19 protein-coding genes are annotated in these 15,238 nt (G+C 68.2%); 10 read left to right on the top strand and 9 right to left on the bottom strand.

All coding sequences use genetic code 11. The features are described 5' to 3' along the window. Positions 1–31: 31 nt before the first annotated feature. Entirely contained in the window at positions 32–733 is a 702-nt protein-coding gene (locus tag ABEA10_RS30350; protein WP_329244068.1) for a winged helix-turn-helix transcriptional regulator, read from the bottom strand. Between the two features lie 141 nt (positions 734–874). Here ABEA10_RS30350 and ABEA10_RS30345 point away from each other — a divergent pair, with 141 nt between their 5' ends. The 10 genes from ABEA10_RS30345 to ABEA10_RS30305 all read left to right on the top strand — a co-directional run bounded on the left by ABEA10_RS30345 (position 875) and on the right by ABEA10_RS30305 (position 7,127). Further along, a complete protein-coding gene (locus tag ABEA10_RS30345) occupies positions 875–1,129 on the top strand; it encodes a MoaD/ThiS family protein (protein ID WP_345469711.1) in 255 nt (84 codons plus the stop codon). 165 nt (positions 1,130–1,294) lie between these two features. Further along, positions 1,295–1,990 carry an LmeA family phospholipid-binding protein gene (locus ABEA10_RS30340; protein WP_345469709.1) on the top strand — a complete coding sequence of 232 codons (696 nt, stop codon included), beginning with the start codon at positions 1,295–1,297 and terminating at the stop codon, positions 1,988–1,990. 157 nt (positions 1,991–2,147) lie between these two features. Beyond that, positions 2,148–2,657, top strand: coding sequence for a sigma-70 family RNA polymerase sigma factor (locus ABEA10_RS30335; RefSeq protein ID WP_329244062.1), 510 nt, complete (start codon positions 2,148–2,150; stop codon positions 2,655–2,657). Further along, on the top strand, positions 2,654–3,364 hold the full coding sequence (locus ABEA10_RS30330; protein WP_345469707.1) for an anti-sigma factor family protein: 711 nt from the start codon (positions 2,654–2,656) through the stop codon (positions 3,362–3,364). Before ABEA10_RS30335 ends, ABEA10_RS30330 begins: the two co-directional genes overlap by 4 nt. Positions 3,365–3,401: 37 nt before the next feature. Continuing rightward, complete coding sequence (locus tag ABEA10_RS30325; RefSeq protein ID WP_345469705.1) at positions 3,402–3,827, top strand: thioredoxin family protein; 426 nt, start codon at positions 3,402–3,404, stop codon at positions 3,825–3,827. A 13-nt stretch (positions 3,828–3,840) separates the two neighbouring features. Beyond that, positions 3,841–4,026, top strand: a complete 186-nt coding sequence (locus tag ABEA10_RS51315; RefSeq protein WP_425550978.1) for a putative leader peptide — start codon at positions 3,841–3,843, stop codon at positions 4,024–4,026. Positions 4,027–4,084: 58 nt separating this feature from the next. Further along, positions 4,085–4,507, top strand: a complete 423-nt coding sequence (locus ABEA10_RS30320; RefSeq protein WP_345469703.1) for a DUF4395 domain-containing protein — start codon at positions 4,085–4,087, stop codon at positions 4,505–4,507. 95 nt (positions 4,508–4,602) lie between these two features. Further along, entirely contained in the window at positions 4,603–5,442 is an 840-nt protein-coding gene (locus tag ABEA10_RS30315) for a sulfurtransferase (RefSeq protein WP_329244051.1), read from the top strand. Next, positions 5,439–5,747 carry a DUF1416 domain-containing protein gene (locus ABEA10_RS30310; protein WP_329244048.1) on the top strand — a complete coding sequence of 103 codons (309 nt, stop codon included), beginning with the start codon at positions 5,439–5,441 and terminating at the stop codon, positions 5,745–5,747. The genes ABEA10_RS30315 and ABEA10_RS30310 overlap by 4 nt, the downstream gene beginning before the upstream one ends. Before the next feature lie 114 nt (positions 5,748–5,861). Beyond that, a complete protein-coding gene (locus ABEA10_RS30305) occupies positions 5,862–7,127 on the top strand; it encodes a hypothetical protein (protein WP_345469700.1) in 1,266 nt (421 codons plus the stop codon). On the opposite strand, the gene ABEA10_RS30300 is transcribed toward ABEA10_RS30305, so the two are convergent. The 8 genes from ABEA10_RS30300 to ABEA10_RS30265 form a co-directional block, all read right to left on the bottom strand. Then, a complete protein-coding gene (locus ABEA10_RS30300) occupies positions 7,039–7,638 on the bottom strand; it encodes a hypothetical protein (protein WP_345469698.1) in 600 nt (199 codons plus the stop codon). The two genes, ABEA10_RS30305 and ABEA10_RS30300, sit on opposite strands and share 89 nt — an antisense overlap. Before the next feature lie 200 nt (positions 7,639–7,838). Then, positions 7,839–8,426, bottom strand: coding sequence for a hypothetical protein (locus ABEA10_RS30295; RefSeq protein WP_345469696.1), 588 nt, complete (start codon positions 8,424–8,426; stop codon positions 7,839–7,841). Next, the gene (locus ABEA10_RS30290) at positions 8,423–9,109 is read right to left on the bottom strand and encodes a hypothetical protein (protein ID WP_345469694.1); all 687 of its coding nucleotides are present in this window, start codon (positions 9,107–9,109) and stop codon (positions 8,423–8,425) included. The genes ABEA10_RS30295 and ABEA10_RS30290 overlap by 4 nt, the downstream gene beginning before the upstream one ends. A gap of 64 nt (positions 9,110–9,173) precedes the next feature. Continuing rightward, positions 9,174–9,341, bottom strand: a complete 168-nt coding sequence (locus tag ABEA10_RS30285) for a hypothetical protein (protein ID WP_345469692.1) — start codon at positions 9,339–9,341, stop codon at positions 9,174–9,176. A 48-nt stretch (positions 9,342–9,389) separates the two neighbouring features. Next, positions 9,390–9,695, bottom strand: coding sequence for a hypothetical protein (locus ABEA10_RS30280; RefSeq protein WP_345469690.1), 306 nt, complete (start codon positions 9,693–9,695; stop codon positions 9,390–9,392). Further along, complete coding sequence (locus ABEA10_RS30275; protein WP_345469688.1) at positions 9,692–14,155, bottom strand: FHA domain-containing protein; 4,464 nt, start codon at positions 14,153–14,155, stop codon at positions 9,692–9,694. The genes ABEA10_RS30280 and ABEA10_RS30275 overlap by 4 nt, the downstream gene beginning before the upstream one ends. Before the next feature lie 23 nt (positions 14,156–14,178). Further along, a complete protein-coding gene (locus ABEA10_RS30270) occupies positions 14,179–14,571 on the bottom strand; it encodes a YbaB/EbfC family nucleoid-associated protein (protein WP_345469686.1) in 393 nt (130 codons plus the stop codon). Continuing rightward, positions 14,564–14,950 (bottom strand): YbaB/EbfC family nucleoid-associated protein, encoded by a 387-nt coding sequence (locus ABEA10_RS30265; RefSeq protein ID WP_345469684.1) that lies wholly within the window; start codon positions 14,948–14,950, stop codon positions 14,564–14,566. Before ABEA10_RS30265 ends, ABEA10_RS30270 begins: the two co-directional genes overlap by 8 nt. Positions 14,951–15,238 lie beyond the last annotated feature (288 nt).

The following is a 15,238-nucleotide window of genomic DNA, read 5'->3' as shown; positions in this document are numbered from 1 at the left end:
GGGAGCCCGGCCGGCGCAGGGTCGCCGACGGTCAGTGGGGCGCCGGCGCCTCCTCGGCGCGGTGGTCGGGGACGAACCGGTAACCGACGTTACGGACCGTTCCAATGAGCGACTCGTACTCCGGGCCGAGTTTCGCTCGCAGCCGTCGTACGTGCACATCGACGGTGCGGGTGCCACCGAAGTAGTCATAGCCCCAGACCTCCTGGAGCAGCTGGGCCCGCGTGAAGACCCGGCCCGGGTGCTGCGCGAGGTACTTCAGCAGCTCGAACTCCTTGAACGTCAGGTCGAGCACGCGTCCGCGCAGCCGGGCGCTGTAGGTGGCCTCGTCGATGGTGAGCTCGCCGCGGCGGATCTCGCCGGGCACGTCGTCCGGCTCGGCGGCCGTGGTGCGCCCCACGGCCAGCCGCAGCCGGGCCTCGACCTCGGCCGGGCCCGCCGTCTGGAGCAGCACGTCGTCCAGACCCCACTCGGGGGTGAGCGCCGCGAGACCGCCCTCGGTCACGATGGCGAGCAGAGGTACGTCCAGTCCGGTGGTGCGCAGCAGCCGACACAGGCTCTTGGCCTGTGCGAGATCGCGGCGAGCGTCGACGATCACCACGTCGGACGGGGGCGCGTCCATCAGCGCCACCCCCTCGGCAGGAGCCACGCGGACCGAGTGCAGCAGCAGCCCGAGTGCTGGGAGTACTTCATCGGACGGCTCGAGCACGTTCGTCAGCAGAAGCAGAGTGCTCAATACGGCCTCCTCGCTTGGCGGCCCCCAAAAAGACGTCGAGGATCCGAGGGCAGCGCTGCCCGGATCCCTACTACGGGAGGATATCCAATGACCGACGGCAGCTCACTACCGAGTGGTGTAGACCATGAAAAGGGGGCATCCATGGCGAAGGGCCTGATCAGATACTGGGCGGCCGCGCGAGCGGCGGCCGGTGTCGCCGAGGAGCCGTACGACGCGGCGACGCTGGGAGAGGCGCTGACGGCCGCGGCGGCCGGCCGTGGCGACGAGTTCCAGCGTGTGCTCGCCCGCTGTTCCTTCCTCGTTGACGGCGCCCCCGCGGGCACCCGCGACCCGGCCTCCGTCCTCCTGCCCGACGGTGCCACGGTCGAGGTCCTGCCTCCGTTCGCCGGCGGATAGCCGCCGCGGAGCGCGCGGCGTCCGCGACATCCCACGGACGGTCTGACCGGGGGCACGCGAGTAACCCGGTGGAGCGATCCTGCCCTCGCGAACGTCATTACCGGAGGTGACTCGCCGGGGCCTGGGGCGCCGGTAATGTGATCACGAATCGGCGACGGGAGAGACATGCGCAAGGTACTGGTGATCTTCCTGATCTTGCTGATCGGGCTGGTCATCGCCGCCGATCGGATCGGGTTGTGGGTGGCGCAGGACCAGATAGCCAAGGAGGCCGCGTCGCAGTACGACCTCGACCACAAGCCCAAGGTCAAGATCAAGGGCTTCCCGTTCCTGAACCAGGCGCTGAACGGCAGGTACGGCGAGATCGACATCAACGTCGGCGACGTGACCCAGCTGGGCGTGCACCTGACCGACACGGAGGTCACGCTGAAGGGCGTCGACGCGCCGCTGTCCGACGCTCTCCACGGCGACGCCTCGAAGATGGTGGCCGACACGGCGACCACCACGGCGACCGTCTCCTACGACGACGTCAACAAGCAGGCGCCGCACGGGATGAAGGTCTCGGCCAAGGGTAAGGCGCTGCAGGTGCGCGGCCCGGTCACCGTCCTCGGCATCAGCCGTACGCTCAGCGCCACCGTGTCCGTGCGGCCGTCCGGGCGTAAGATCCGGGTGGTGCCGCAGACGGTCGACGCCGGTGGCACGACGATTCCCGTCACGCTGGTCCAGCAGGCCTTCACCTTCACCCTGCCGGTGAAGGGCCTCCCGGCGAACACCACGATCAGCGACGTCGAGGTCCAGCCGGACGGCCTGCGCGTCACGACCACGGGACAGCACGTCAACATCGAGAGCCTCGCCGAGCGCTGACCCGGGATGCGGGCTTCCGCGCTCACCGGTGCTGCCGATCGCGTGAGAGCCGGTCCGGGAGGGCGACCGTTCGCCGTCCGGGCCGATCTTTTCTGGACCGGTCCGGGATCAAGCGCCTTATGGTGAACCTACCGGCGTCCTGGTACGTGTCTGAGGTGTGGGACCGACTGCGAACGAGGGCCTTCTCCGCGCCCTGTACGCCGAACACGGGGGGCCGCTCCTGGGTTATGTCCTGCGCCTGACCGAGGGTGATCGGCACCAGGCGGAGGACGTGGTCCAGGAGACGCTGCTGCGCGCGTGGCGACATCCGGAGGCGCTCGACGGCCGGCCGATCCGGCCGTGGCTGTTCACGGTGGCCAAGAACCTCGTCCTCGACGCCCACCGGGCGCGCCGGTCGCGTCCGCCCGAGACCGGTGAGGCCGGGCTCGCGGCCGTTCCGGCCACCGATGAGATCGGCCGTGCGCTGGAGTCGTGGACGTTCGCCGAGGCGCTCGCCGACCTGAGCCCCGAGCACCGGGCGGTGCTCATCGAGACCTATTACCGGGGACGGTCCGTCGCCGAGGCGGCGGCGACGCTCGGCGTGCCGCCCGGCACGGTGAAGTCGCGGTCCTACTACGCGCTGCGCGCGCTCAAACTCGCACTGGAAGAACGGGGGTTGGCGCCATGACATCGAGCACCGAATGCTCGCGGCTGCGGCTGTCGCTCGGTGTGTACGTCCTCGGCGCCATCGAGCCCGCGGAACGCGCCGAAGTGGACGCCCACCTGAGTGTCTGCCGGCGCTGCCGGGACGAGCTCGCGTCGCTGGCCGGCCTGCCCGCCATGCTCGGGCGGGTCACCGAGGAGCAGCTCGAGCAACTCGCCCCGCCACCCGCGGAGCTCCTGGACTCGGTCCTGAGCAAGGCCGCGAACGAGAACCGCGCCCGGCGCCGCAGGGAACGCGCCCTGTGGATCGCCGCCGCGGCGGCGCTGATCGTCATCGTCGGCGTCGGCATCCGGGCGATGGTGGGGAGCGGCGGCGGCACCGTCGCCGAACGCTCCCCGCGCCCGCCCCGTCCGCCGGCCACGACCACCGCCCCGGTCCGGACGGTGAGCGCCAAGGATCCGGCCACGGGCGTCCGCGCCCGGATCGACCTGCAGCCCAAGCTGTGGGGCACGGCGTTCAACGTACGGGTGAGCGGCGCGCCGCAGGGCTCCCACTGCCATCTGGTCGCCACGGACAAGAAGGGCCGCAAGGACATCGCCGGCGGCTGGGAGGTGCAGTACATGGGCGGCTCCGCCAGCTTCGCCGGCGCGTCGATGATCCACGAGAACGACCTCGCGTCGGTCGAGGTGCTCACCACCGAGGGACGGCGGCTGGTACTCGTGAAACTCTGAGGGAATGCCGGGGGCGGCACACTCCTTGGAGTAGGTGATGATCGGTCTTTACGTCGCGCTGGTGGCACTCGCCGCCGCCACCGCGCTCGGCCTGGTGTGGCGGAGGCGCAACGGCGTGCTGCGCGAAAGCCCGGAGCGGAAGGACGGCGAGGTGGAGCGTCTCGGCGAGACGGAGCTGGGTGCGGCGCTGGGCGCGCGGGCGACGTTGGTGCAGTTCTCGTCGGCGTTCTGCGCTCCGTGCCGCGCGACCCGGCGGGTCCTGACCGAGGTGACCGGCCTGGTCGACGGCGTGGCCCACATCGAGATCGACGCGGAGTCGCATCTGGACCTGGTTCGCCGCCTCAACGTGCTGCGCACCCCGACCGTGTTCATTCTGAACGCCGACGGGCACATCGTCCGCCGCGGCTCGGGCCTTCCTCGCAAGGCGGACATCGTCGCAGCCCTCGGCGAAGCCGTCGCCTGAGCGGTTGCCCACGATGAATCCCCCGGCGCCGACGTCGCAGGTCGATGGGGAAATTCTGATCTCGATCGGCGAGACGGCATTTTACGCGGAGCGAGACGCCGCTTACTATCGTGTCGTGCGATCCTGGACAGAGCTGCTGACCAAGCGGCGGGCGGTCGACTTCTGCCGCGTCGCGACGGCGCTCTGTCGTACGGCCTGAGCTGGTTGGCCCTCTCGTAGCCCGTCTCACTCGCCGCCGTCATCAGGAGCATCTTCCGATGCAGGTCGACCCCAGAGGCCAGCGTTTCGCCGCGGTTCTCACATCCATCGTCCTGATCGTCGTCTTGGTGACCAGCAGCTGGCTGCTGCTGGCGGTTCAGGCCGTGGTGTTCCTCGTCGGAGTCCTGTTCGGTCTCCGGAGCGCGCCGTACGGCCTGATCTACCGGGCGCTCGTCCGCCCTCGGCTCGGCCCGCCCGCGGAGCTCGAGCCGGAGGCCCCGCCCCGCTTCGCGCAGGGGGTGGGTGCGGTGTTCGCCCTGGCAGGAGTGGTCGGGTACGCCCTGGGTATCCCGGCGCTGGGGATGATCGCTACGGCGTTCGCGCTGGTGGCGGCCTTCCTTAACGCCGCCTTCGGGCTGTGTCTGGGCTGCGAGGCCTATCTGCTCATCCGCCGGCTCACCCCTGGGCGAGCGACGTCCTAGGGCGTGTTCGCCTAGGTACGCGTTCGCCCGGCTCGTGACCATGCCGCGAGTGCCCGTAAGACCCGTAATGCCACTCCAACTAGGAGGACAACAGCATGAGCCGCTCCGACGTCCTGGTCGACGCCGACTGGGTGCAGGCGCACCTCGATGACCCCGGGATCGTCCTCGTCGAAGTCGACGAGGACACCAGCGCGTACGACAAGGGTCACATCCGTGGCGCCGTCCGTATCGACTGGAAGACCGAACTGCAGGACCCGGTACGCCGCGACTTCGTGGACAAGACCGGTTTTGAGAACCTTCTCTCGGAGAAGGGCATCGCCAACGACGACCTGGTCGTCCTCTACGGCGGGAACAACAACTGGTTCGCCGCGTACGCGTACTGGTACTTCCGCCTCTACGGCCACCAGAACGTCAAGCTCCTCGACGGCGGCCGCAAGAAGTGGGAGCTGGACTCCCGCGACCTCGTCCAGGACACGCCGTCCCGGCCGAAGACCGACTACACCGCCAAGGAGCAGGACGCCGCGATCCGCGCGCTCCGCGACGAGGTCGTCGACGCGATCGGCGACAAGAACCTCGTCGACGTCCGCTCGCCGGACGAGTTCACCGGCAAGCTGCTCGCTCCGGCCCACCTGCCGCAGGAGCAGGCGCAGCGCGGCGGCCACATTCCGACGGCCCGCAACATTCCCTGGTCGAAGGCGGCCAACGACGACGGCACGTTCCGCTCCGACGACGAGCTGCGCGCGCTGTACGAGGAGGCCGGCGTCGACCTGTCCAAGCCGACGATCGCCTACTGCCGCATCGGCGAGCGGTCGTCCCACACCTGGTTCGCCCTGCACGAGCTGCTGGGCCTGCCGGACGTGAAGAACTACGACGGATCCTGGACCGAGTACGGATCGCTCGTCGGTGTACCGATCGAGCTGGGGGAGGCGAAATGACGGACGGCTGCGGGGCACCGGCTCAGACGGCGAGCCTGCCCGCCACGGTGGATCTGACGAACGAGGCGGTCATCCAGGGCACCGTCGTACGCGGAGGCGACGCCGTCTCCGGCGCGTACGCACGGCTGCTCGACGCGACCGGCGAGTTCACCGGCGAGGTCGTGACCAGCGACGAGGGCGTGTTCCGGTTCTTCGCCGCGCCCGGTGACTGGACCGTGCGCGTGCTCGCGCCGGGCGGGGTCAGCATCGACTCGGCGGTCACGGCGCAGACCGGTGAGGTCGCCAACGTCAAGGTCGCCATCTAGGCGCCGACAGCACGACGAGATCCCGCCGTCCGTCCGGACGGCGGGATCTTTTACTTCGAATCACGTGAAATCGTGACTCGGGTGACCAGGGAGTACCCGCTACGATCGCGTACTGTGCTGCGCTCGTCCCCCGTGACCTTGCCCTGGACCACGCTTCGGCTGGCCGGGCGCTTCGCGGTGCCGCTGGCGCTCTGGTTCACGATCGGCCAGGTCCTGCGCTATCTGCTGTTCCTCGGGGGCTACCACTTCGGGATGCATCACGCGTCCGTGCCGATCTTCGTCATCAGCCTGATCGTCATGGTCACGCTCGGGGTCACCGTGGCGATGCTGCACAGCGTCAAGGACGGCCTGCCCGGGGTCAAGAAGCGCGAGCTCGACGAGTCCCTCACCTCCTGGACGGCGGCGGAGGAGGAGACGATCCTCGACGCGGTCACGCGCGCCATGCTGCCGTTCATGATCTTCTATCTGGCCTGGAGCTGGTACGCCCAGGACGCCCAGGACTTCGAGCAGTCGGCGGCGGGCCGGGGCAACGCGCAGGGCGGCGTCTTCGGCCAGATCCAGGCGATGAAGCTGACCGTCGCCCTCGATCACCACGTCTGGGTAGCGATCGGGCTGACCGCGGCCTTCCTGGTGCTGAAGTTCATCGCCGAGCGGTTCGTCGAGCCGCGATGGCCGCGCTTCGGCGGCATCACGATCGCGCTGTTCGAGGTGAACTGGACGCTGTTCGGGATCTTCAGCGTCAACAAGGCCCGCAACGGCCTGACGGACTGGATCACGGGCCGCGTCTTCTGGCACTGGCTCGGAGAGATCACCGGACCGGCGTTCGGCTGGTTCGACGCGCTGTGGCCCTCGTTCAAGGAGGCGGTGCTCGGCGGTCTCGTCTGGCTGGTCATCGCCGGCGTCGTGCTCGGCGTGGACGCCGACGAGGAGACCCAGCTCGGCCGTGGCAGGGTCGGTCGCGGCCTCGCCTCGGCCAGCGGCATGGACCGGCCGCGCACGCCGTGGGAGGTCATCACGCGCGAGTGGCGCGACAAGTGGCTCCCGACCGTCTACGGATTCCGGATGGTCTTCCGCTCGGGCCTGCTGCCGTTCATGGTGTTCTGCGTCCTGTTCGCCGGGCTGGACGATGGTGCGCTCCTGCTCCAGCGCGGCGTCTATTACCTGCTCGGGCCGCACCCCATCGGCTACTGGATGACGACGCTCCAGGTCATCTACTTCTTCGCCGAGCTCCTCCACCAGATCCTGCGTGTCTGCCTGATGGCCGCGGCGTTCGACATGGTCGTCACCCGGGTCAGTGGGCGAAGCGCAACACCGGCGTCGGTTCCGACGGCTTCCGCGTCTGCAGTCCGCCCGGCCGGGCCTCGAGTACAACCGAACTGACCAGGTTCGCGGGCACGGTCGCGCCGACCGACACCTGCGACACGGTGCCGGCCGTCGGCTCGCGGTCGGGATCGGTCTCCCCGCCGGCCGCCCACACGTGCCCCGCGCGGTCGCGGACCGTGTAGGCGATGGCCGACAGTTGCTTGACGCCCTGGGCGTCGAGAGGCTGCGCGTCCACGATGAGCTTGAGGTGCACGGACCCGGCCGGCGCACCGGTGCTCTTGGCCGACCCGGTCGTGTCACGGCCGAGCAGCCGCAGCCGCACCCGCCCGAGCGTGCCGGTGCCGCCGCGGCGTACGACGGTCACGCGCTCCCTCGTCTGGTACCCCCGCGACTGGTGGTCGGTGTCGATCCACTGGACCGTGAGGAACCCGGGGACGAGCAGGATCACCCCCGCCACCTCGATCGCCCGCCGCGTGCCGTTGCTCAGCCGACGGCGCCGCTCGACCGGATCCGGGACCGTCTCTTCGAGCGGGTCCCGTATCGTCCACTCCATCGGGTCGTAACTCATGAGGCCTCCTTCGTCGGAGGGGTGACCATGAACGCTGCGTTGTTGATTCGCTCACTGCGTTCGCTCATGAGGCCTCCTTCGTCGGAGGGGTGACCATGAACGCTGCGTTGTTGATTCGCTCACTGCGTTCGCTCATGAGCCCTCCTTCGTCGGAGGAGGTGGCCCCAGGCGCGTGCCTTCGATTTCCTCGCATCGCTCGGTCATGACGTCTTCAGCGCGTAATCGGGGGTGGGATGGGCGGCGAGTCGCGCGGCCCGGTCACCGTCGATGCCCAGGTCGATCGATGTCTCACCGCTCAGGTTGTTGTAGAGGTCGGCGGCCCCGACCACGATGCGCGCGCCGGCGAGCCGGTCCTTGGGGATCTCGAAGATGTACGTCGCCGGCGCCCACAGCATCGGCTGGAACCCGCTGCTGATGTCCGGAAGGTCCGCCCGCCCGGTCTCGTCGTACGCCACCCCGCCGCGCGTGACCAGCCGCACGTGGCCGGGCGTGAACGGCTTCTTGTTGCTCTTGATCTGGGCCTGCACGATCACGAAGAGGCCAAGGCTCTTCATCACCTTGCCCTTGGTGCCCAGGAACGACGGCTTGCTGATCGCGCTCGCCACGTCGACCTTGGCGACCTTCACGCTGAAGTCCGGGGTGTCGACGGCCGCGCCGATGCGTCCCTTGCTCACCAGGGGGTCCTGGAGGCGGTCCTCGATGTGCGGTTTGACGGTGTAGAGCCACATCGTCAGCGCCGCCAGGCCGGCCGTCAGCACGGCCGCGACGGCCTTCCGCGCCGCGCTCATGACGTCGCTCCCAGGCGTACCGGCACCTTCACCTCGGCCTTGATGGGGGACTGCTTGGTGACGCTCCAGTAGAACTCGTCGGTGGTGAAGCTCTGGCCGTACTCCCACAGGCGCAGTGCCACGGTCAGCGTACGCGGCGCGGTGGCGTTGCCCAGCTTCCAGACGACCTGCACGACGACGGGCAGCCGCGGATGGATCTCGCTGGTGACCTGCCCGTTGATGTCGCCCTGGGTGTCCATGAGGTCGGGCTCGGCATACTTGCCGGGCTTGGGTTCGGCGGTGACGCCCTCGACGAACGAGCCGACGCCGTACGACTTGTCGCCCAGGTCGGTGACCCGCATCCGCACGATGAGCAGGTTGGCCACCGGGTCGAAGGAGCTCAGCTTCATCCGCCCGGAGCGCGCGTCGAGGATCTGGATGTCGAACAGCCCCTGGTTCACGGTGCGCCCCGCGACGCTCTGGACCGGCCCTTTCGGCTGCGCCCGCAACCCCCCGGCCGCGGCCGTCACCGCGGTGAGCACCACAAGGACCCCGATGATGATCAGGGTCACCCGCAGCCGCCGGCGCGGCTTCGCCTCGGCGGGCGGGCGCGGCGCCACCGGCTGGTCGTAGTAGACGTTGATGGGCCCCTCTCCGCCGGGAAAGGGACCAAGCGCGCCGTTCCTGTTGGTCCGCTCGGTCATGAATCCTCCTGCGTCGGGGAGGGCGACCACAGGGGCGCGTCTTCGATTCCCTCGCTTCGCTCGGTCATGTGATCATTGCCTCAGATCCTGCATCCACCAGGGACGGGTTGTCGACGTGCCCGGCCAGCAGGTACCGCAACCGCTCGGCATCTTGAGTGTTCGACGCACCGATCATTCCCTCGCCGGAGGAGGTCGACGTGGCGGGGACGGCCGTGTACCCGTCGGCGGTCACCTCAGTCCTTTCCGCGGCGGGGCAGCCGCGCAGCCAGGTCCCTCAGAGCTAATCCGAAGTTTCGGGATCCCGAAAACCGTACAGCCGGTCCGGCGCCTCTTCCTGGAGGATCTTATAGCCCTCGGCGTAATGGATCCTCATGGGGCCGAAGATCTCGACGCGCCGTTCGACAGGCCAGCGCTGATCGGCGAGTTGCCGGAGTATCCATTCCGGGTCTCGCTCGTCGAGCGTACCGACTGCGAACATCAGAATGTCGTCGTCGAATATTTCTGGATGGGAGTCTTCGTTCACTTCTCCAGAGAGATATCGAGTAATGAATGTGCGTGCGGACGTGAGAGTCTCATCGATGCTCAAGGTGTACTCCGGGGAAGGTTCTGGTGGGGTGCCTCAGGGTCGATACCGAATTTCGCGAACCGCTCCAGTGCAGCCTGCAGCAGATCGGCGCGACTGGCACCCTCCATGTTCTTGCCGAATAGAGCATTATAGATCGTCTTGGCGCGCACGGTACCGAAACTTTCGCCACGAACTTGTGGTTCAGCGCCTCTGCTGACGCCTTCCATGACCTGCTCCGTCATGGCAGGAGTCGACCACATGAAAGCATCGGGGTTTCTTTCGCGGTATTGGGCGAGCCAATCGATCACCTTTTTCGCGGCCGCGTCGTCATTGGCGTAAAGCACGATATTATCAGGTCTATTTCCGACCGATCGATGACTGCTGATCTTTGCGGCGTAGACTCCTGGAAACTCGGCTGGGGAATCCACCACCTCTCGCACCATTGCCGACATCAGTTCGGGTGCGTGATCCGCGCGGGCGTTGATGTACACGCGTTCGGTGACAAGATTAACGTCGGCACCCATGCGCCGGAAGTGAAAAAAGCCGCCGTTGTTCATCATCTGAAGTGTCAGATGCCCATTGTCGCGGAGGGTTCTGAGATCCATCCAGGACCGCTGAATGATCGCCTCTGCCCCGGGGGGTCTGCTGTCGGCCAGCGCGACTAGGGAATTCGCGTAGGACTCGGGTGATCGAGTGATGGGATTCGGCTCGGTCGCCGATGCATAAAGGCGATATATTTCCATGGGACCGTCACGAAGATGGTCGCGATTGTTCCAAACCTCGTCCAAGAAGGTGTCGAGGCGCTCCCGTGATATAGCGGGAGGCTCCATTCCGTGCTCGAGGTAGGACAGCTCTCGCAACGCGGCTATGTGTTTGAACGGCAGGTCTCTGTGCAGCCCGTCCAGCATGTCCTTGAGCTCGCCGACCGTGTGCGGAGCCGCGGTCAGTTCGGGGTGTTCGGCCAGGAGGGGGGCGAGCGCGTCGCGTATCTCGGGCGTGGCGGCTCTCTCGGCGGGAGCCGGGGCGTGGGCTTCAGGGGCATGGGGAGGCGCCGCAGGCTTGGGATGCTCGACCGGGGGAGAAGCGGGTGCGTCGGGCCTCTCGGGCGTGGCGGCCCTCTCGGCGGGAGCCGGGGCGTGGGCCTCAGGGGCATGAGGAGGTACCACCGGTGTGTTTCGCACGGCGGCCGGGATTTTCATCCGCAGCTTGTTGTCGGCTCCGAAGTCGACGACGTCCCCCGCCTTGAGCCTGACCTTCTCACCGGGGAGGATCTCGACCCCGTTCACTCGTGTCCCGTTCGTCGAGCCCTCGTCGCGTATCCAAGGCGTTCCGTCATGGTCGAGACCATAGGTCGCGTGTCGCCGGGAGACATCGGAGAGATCGGCCAGCATGGCTCTCATCGGTGATGACGTGCTACGACCGATGAGGATCTCTCCTCCCCGGGGGATCCGAAGATTGCCGGATGAATCGCCGGCCTCGACCCATGCGTGGTCAGTCGGCCGCGCGGCCTCCGGCTGGGCCGGGCCGGCGCCGGCCGGATCCCGCGGGGCGGGTGTCTGCTCTGGAGGGGGAGAGACCGCTTCTTCCTTCGCGCCCGGCGGGTGACCTTCTGCTTCGGCCTGCCTCGGCGGGTGCTCCGCGGCGCTCAGTTCATAGTTTTGGCCGAGCCGGACACGGTCGCCAGGCTCCAATGGCACCTTCGTGTGCGGCTCAATGCGCTCACCGTTGACATAAGTACCATTCGTGGAACCGAGGTCGCGAATCCATGCCCTGCCGGCTCGGTCGACCTCGAGTACGGCGTGTCTACGGGAAACGTACTCATCCGGTCGGGCTTTACTCAGCGGCGATTCGTGGCTCCGGCCCAGCATCACCTCATCGCCGGGGCCGACGCGTAGGGCTTCGCCACCTCCGGCGGTGAACACCATCTCGGCCGGGGGGCCAAGAGCGTTCAACTCCGCCTGTTTCCTCATGATCGCGTCGTCCAGCGCGGCGATCCTAGGATCTGGGTCGTGGTGGTGTAGCACGGCCGGAGAGGGGCGTTCGCCCTCATTCGCCATCGCCAGGCGGACGCGCTCCTGCTCCAGATGCGCGATTTGCTTGGCAAGGAGTTCACGGGGATGAGCCGGACGGGCTGCTTCGGGGACCGCGGTGCTCGTCTTCGGTGATCCGGGCGCGGCCTGATCGACACGGCGTATGGGCGCCGTCACAGCGGGCTCTGCCCGTTCGCCGCTGACGGCGTTCGTGTCCGCCCTGGGCGGATCGGGGGTGACGGACGGTCCGTCGGCTGGGGAGTCGGGTGCCGCGCGGCCGCTTTGGTCGTGAGGCACGCCCGCGACGACGACATCGCGGGGAGGTTGCGCGGTCGCGCTGTGGTTGTTCGGTCTGTCGATGACGGTGCCGATGCGGCCATCGTCCCCGGCGGGCTTGTCCACCTGCGGGTCGACGCCGTCCCGGACCGGGTGCGCGCCTTCCTCGCCTGGCCGGGCGTTCTCCCCTTGAGCAGGCGTGCCTTCAGGCGCATGGCCGGTGATGGGGGTGTTCTCAGATCCGCGCGGTGTGGGCCGTTCCGGTACAGGTCCGGGCGGTGTGGGTCGTTCCGGTGCGGGGCCGGTGGGGCGGTCCGGTGCGCGTCCTGTTGTGGGCGTGGGGTGTTCTGTGGCGGGGGTTCGTCCGCCGGTCTCCGGTCGGGGCGTGGTGGGTGAGGTTTTGCCCGAGAGGATGTCGGCGATGTTGGGGCGGCCGGTCTCTGGGGTGGGTGGGCCGGCCGGGCGGTCGCCGGGGGTGTTCATCATGACGGGCGTGGCCTCGGTCTCGGACCGGGGTGACGGTGTGGGTCGTCCGGCCGCCGAGTCGGGTGCGTGGGGAACGCCGTGGTCGGTTGTCGGGGCGGGGGAGTGTGGGGTGTCGTTTCCGGCGAGTCGTGTGTCGTTCCCGGCGGGTGGCGCATCGGAACCGCCGGGCGGTGGCGGTCCGCCGCCGTCGTCGTTTCCGGGGTGGGTGGTCGTTCTGGAGCCGCTGGAGGGTGGTGGTGGCGGTCCGCCGCCGTCGTCGTTCCCGGAGCGGCCGGCCGGTGTCGTCTCGCCGCCGTTGCCGGTGCGTGTCGTTGCGGGGAGCGCCGGGTCGGCTCCGGCCGTGGAGTTGCGGCTGGGGCCGAAACGGTTGGCGGCGTATCGGCCGGCGCCTTTGGCGCCTTCGATGCCGGCCATTCCGAACCCGAATTCGGCGGCCTGCTTGAGATCGAAGTGCTGGTCGAAGACGCCTTGGGAGGCGAGGTTGCCGGCGGTGCCGGCCACGCCGTTGAAGGCCACCTTGGCCGCGCCGGCTTTGAAGCCACCGTGGTTCATGAACGATGACAGTGCGGTGGTGAAGCCGTTGCCCTCGCGTGCGACCCAGGCGCCGGCTCCGCCCATCACGCCGCCGGCCAGTGCGCCCTCACCGCCGGCTTTGGCGAGTTCGGTGAGGCTGAAGCCGTCCTGTACGCCTTCGTGGATGCGGGCGTACTGTCCGACGGCGTCCAGTCCGCCGCTGTAAACCGCACCCATCGCGGCCCCTCGCACGATCAGTGATCGGCCGACCACCGATTGGGCGATTCTTTGCAGGAAGAGTCTGAGGGCGCTTCCCTCCGCCTCGGTGGTGGCGGTGGCGGCGCCGACCGATCCGCCGCCGGTCAGCCACGAGACCGCCAGCGCGATCGCCCAGACCGCGGCCAGGAAGGCGATGGACAGACCGAACTGCAGCCGTGCGGCGTTCTTCTGCTTGATCAGAAAATCGGTCGAGTCACCCAGCGACTTGCAGGCCGCCGCCAGCCAGCGCAGGCCGCCTTCATCGCCTCCGCCCTGGAGAGCCGCGGCGAACGAGGCGAACTGCTGAGTCGTCTCGCCCTCGTTGTTCGCCGTGATGGTCTCGGTGTGGCCTGAAACCTCGTCGGCCACCGTGTCGATCGTTCCGGCCGCCTTGTGGAAGGCGTCGCGCATCGATGCCAGCTGTTCCAGGCTGCCGTCGGGCCAGTCGCATCCGAAGACGAGCGTGCGCAGCAGCGAGATGACGAATTCGAACCCGCCGGGTGGCGGGTCGGACTTCGCCAGCCCTTGGGCGACCTTGGGCAGGCTGTAGGGGTCGACGGCCGCGAGTGCTCCCTTGTCGGCGCCGGAGGGCAGCGCCGAACCGATCGTGCTGGCCTTCTCGGCCACCGAGTAGGTGTGACCGGAGATTTTCAGCAGCCCGCCGGTGGCCCGGACGAGGTTGACCATGTCCGCGAGTTCGGCCAGCAGCGTGTCGCGCGCCTTGCCGAAGCCCGGGGTCTTGTCGTCGCCGTTGAAGAACGACCGTCCGATGTCGTCGTTACCCCAGCACTCGCCCGCCTCGCCCAGTTCGCCGCACAGCGTGTCAACGGCGGTGGCCAGCTTGTTCGACGCACCGATCATTCCCTCACCGGAGGACGTCCACGTGGCGGGGACGGCCGTGTACCCGTCGGCGGTCACCTCAGTCCTTTCCGCGGCGATGCTCAGCCCGGCAGGTCGTCTTTGAAACTGGGCGCGTCCGGCAGGAACGCGCCGAGGTCCTCCTCCCCGTCACGAAGCCGCGCAGCCAGCTCCTCCGGGAGGAAGGCGGCGGTGATCTGCCGGGCCCGCCCGGACGCCTCCTGCGTCGCTTCTCCGGCCAACTCCATGATCGTCCGTGCGAGACGCTGCGGATTCATGCGCTCATAGGCGCGGGGGCCGAGACGGATGTCCCGCAGCTGTCCCTGAGCGCCCACCTCGACCGACACCGAACCGTCGCGGGTGCGGGCCGTGGCAGTCACATTCTGGACATCCTGCTGCATCTTCCGCAGCTCGGCCAGTCTCTCGTGATAGTTGTCCGAGATCTGGTGCAGCGACGCGCGTGTCCGGTCATCCATTCCGGGGCTCCGTGTCCTCGGCGTCCTCCGTCTTCGGAAGGAAGCCGGAGAGGTCGATGCCTTCGTCCGAGGTGCCGGCCGGAACGAAGGGAGTCATGATCGTTTGCATCTGCTTGGAGACCTCGGCGGTGGCCTGGGAGATCATCTCCATGATGGCGGCGGCGAGTTCGCCGCTGTCGAGCTTCCGGTAGACGCGGGGGTCGAGCCGGATGTCCTTGACCTGACCTTGCGATCCGACCACCACCGTGACGAGCCCGTCGGGTCGCTTCGCCGTGGCACCGACCTCGGCGAGTTCGCGTCGCATCTCCTTCAACTGTTCGATGCGCCGCGTGTAGTCGTCACCGAGAATGCCGAGGGGGGCGTCAGGTTCTGCGCTCATCCACCACCTCCGGTGGTCACGTGTTCTTTGCCGGCTTGAACAGGTGGGACGTTGATCTCGTCTGGACGGTTCCCTCTCGCAGTATTTCAGGCGACCAGGGAGTATCGAGCATAAGACAGATGCGCGGAGCCCTCAGCGGCTCTTCGTCTCTGAGGCTCCGCGCCGTACGGGAGAAATGGCCTTGTCGGCGGTTTCTCAACAGCCCGACCATGCGCCGGAGCGTTCAAATCTCGTGCCGAGGTGTCGAATCGGGGCCGAGCCGTTCGTACGGAGGGTGAGATGCCGGCA

Source organism: Actinoallomurus oryzae (assembly GCF_039541955.1).
GTDB classification, from domain to species: domain Bacteria; phylum Actinomycetota; class Actinomycetes; order Streptosporangiales; family Streptosporangiaceae; genus Actinoallomurus; species Actinoallomurus oryzae.
Note: the sequence above shows the minus strand (reverse complement) of the source record. Positions and strands in the feature narration are given on the sequence as shown.

Excerpts from the sequence above, each read along its gene's own strand:
- ABEA10_RS30345 (WP_345469711.1), top strand. The coding sequence starts at position 875 with ATGGCGAAGGGCCTGATCAGATACTGGGCGGCCGCGCGAGCGGCGGCC.
- ABEA10_RS30340 (WP_345469709.1), top strand. The coding sequence starts at position 1,295 with ATGCGCAAGGTACTGGTGATCTTCCTGATCTTGCTGATCGGGCTGGTC.
- ABEA10_RS30330 (WP_345469707.1), top strand. The coding sequence starts at position 2,654 with ATGACATCGAGCACCGAATGCTCGCGGCTGCGGCTGTCGCTCGGTGTG.
- ABEA10_RS30325 (WP_345469705.1), top strand. The coding sequence starts at position 3,402 with ATGATCGGTCTTTACGTCGCGCTGGTGGCACTCGCCGCCGCCACCGCG.
- ABEA10_RS51315 (WP_425550978.1), top strand. The coding sequence starts at position 3,841 with ATGAATCCCCCGGCGCCGACGTCGCAGGTCGATGGGGAAATTCTGATC.
- ABEA10_RS30320 (WP_345469703.1), top strand. The coding sequence starts at position 4,085 with ATGCAGGTCGACCCCAGAGGCCAGCGTTTCGCCGCGGTTCTCACATCC.
- ABEA10_RS30315 (WP_329244051.1), top strand. The coding sequence starts at position 4,603 with ATGAGCCGCTCCGACGTCCTGGTCGACGCCGACTGGGTGCAGGCGCAC.
- ABEA10_RS30310 (WP_329244048.1), top strand. The coding sequence starts at position 5,439 with ATGACGGACGGCTGCGGGGCACCGGCTCAGACGGCGAGCCTGCCCGCC.
- ABEA10_RS30300 (WP_345469698.1), bottom strand. The coding sequence starts at position 7,638 with ATGAGTTACGACCCGATGGAGTGGACGATACGGGACCCGCTCGAAGAG.
- ABEA10_RS30295 (WP_345469696.1), bottom strand. The coding sequence starts at position 8,426 with ATGAGCGCGGCGCGGAAGGCCGTCGCGGCCGTGCTGACGGCCGGCCTG.
- ABEA10_RS30290 (WP_345469694.1), bottom strand. The coding sequence starts at position 9,109 with ATGACCGAGCGGACCAACAGGAACGGCGCGCTTGGTCCCTTTCCCGGC.
- ABEA10_RS30270 (WP_345469686.1), bottom strand. The coding sequence starts at position 14,571 with ATGGATGACCGGACACGCGCGTCGCTGCACCAGATCTCGGACAACTAT.
- ABEA10_RS30265 (WP_345469684.1), bottom strand. The coding sequence starts at position 14,950 with ATGAGCGCAGAACCTGACGCCCCCCTCGGCATTCTCGGTGACGACTAC.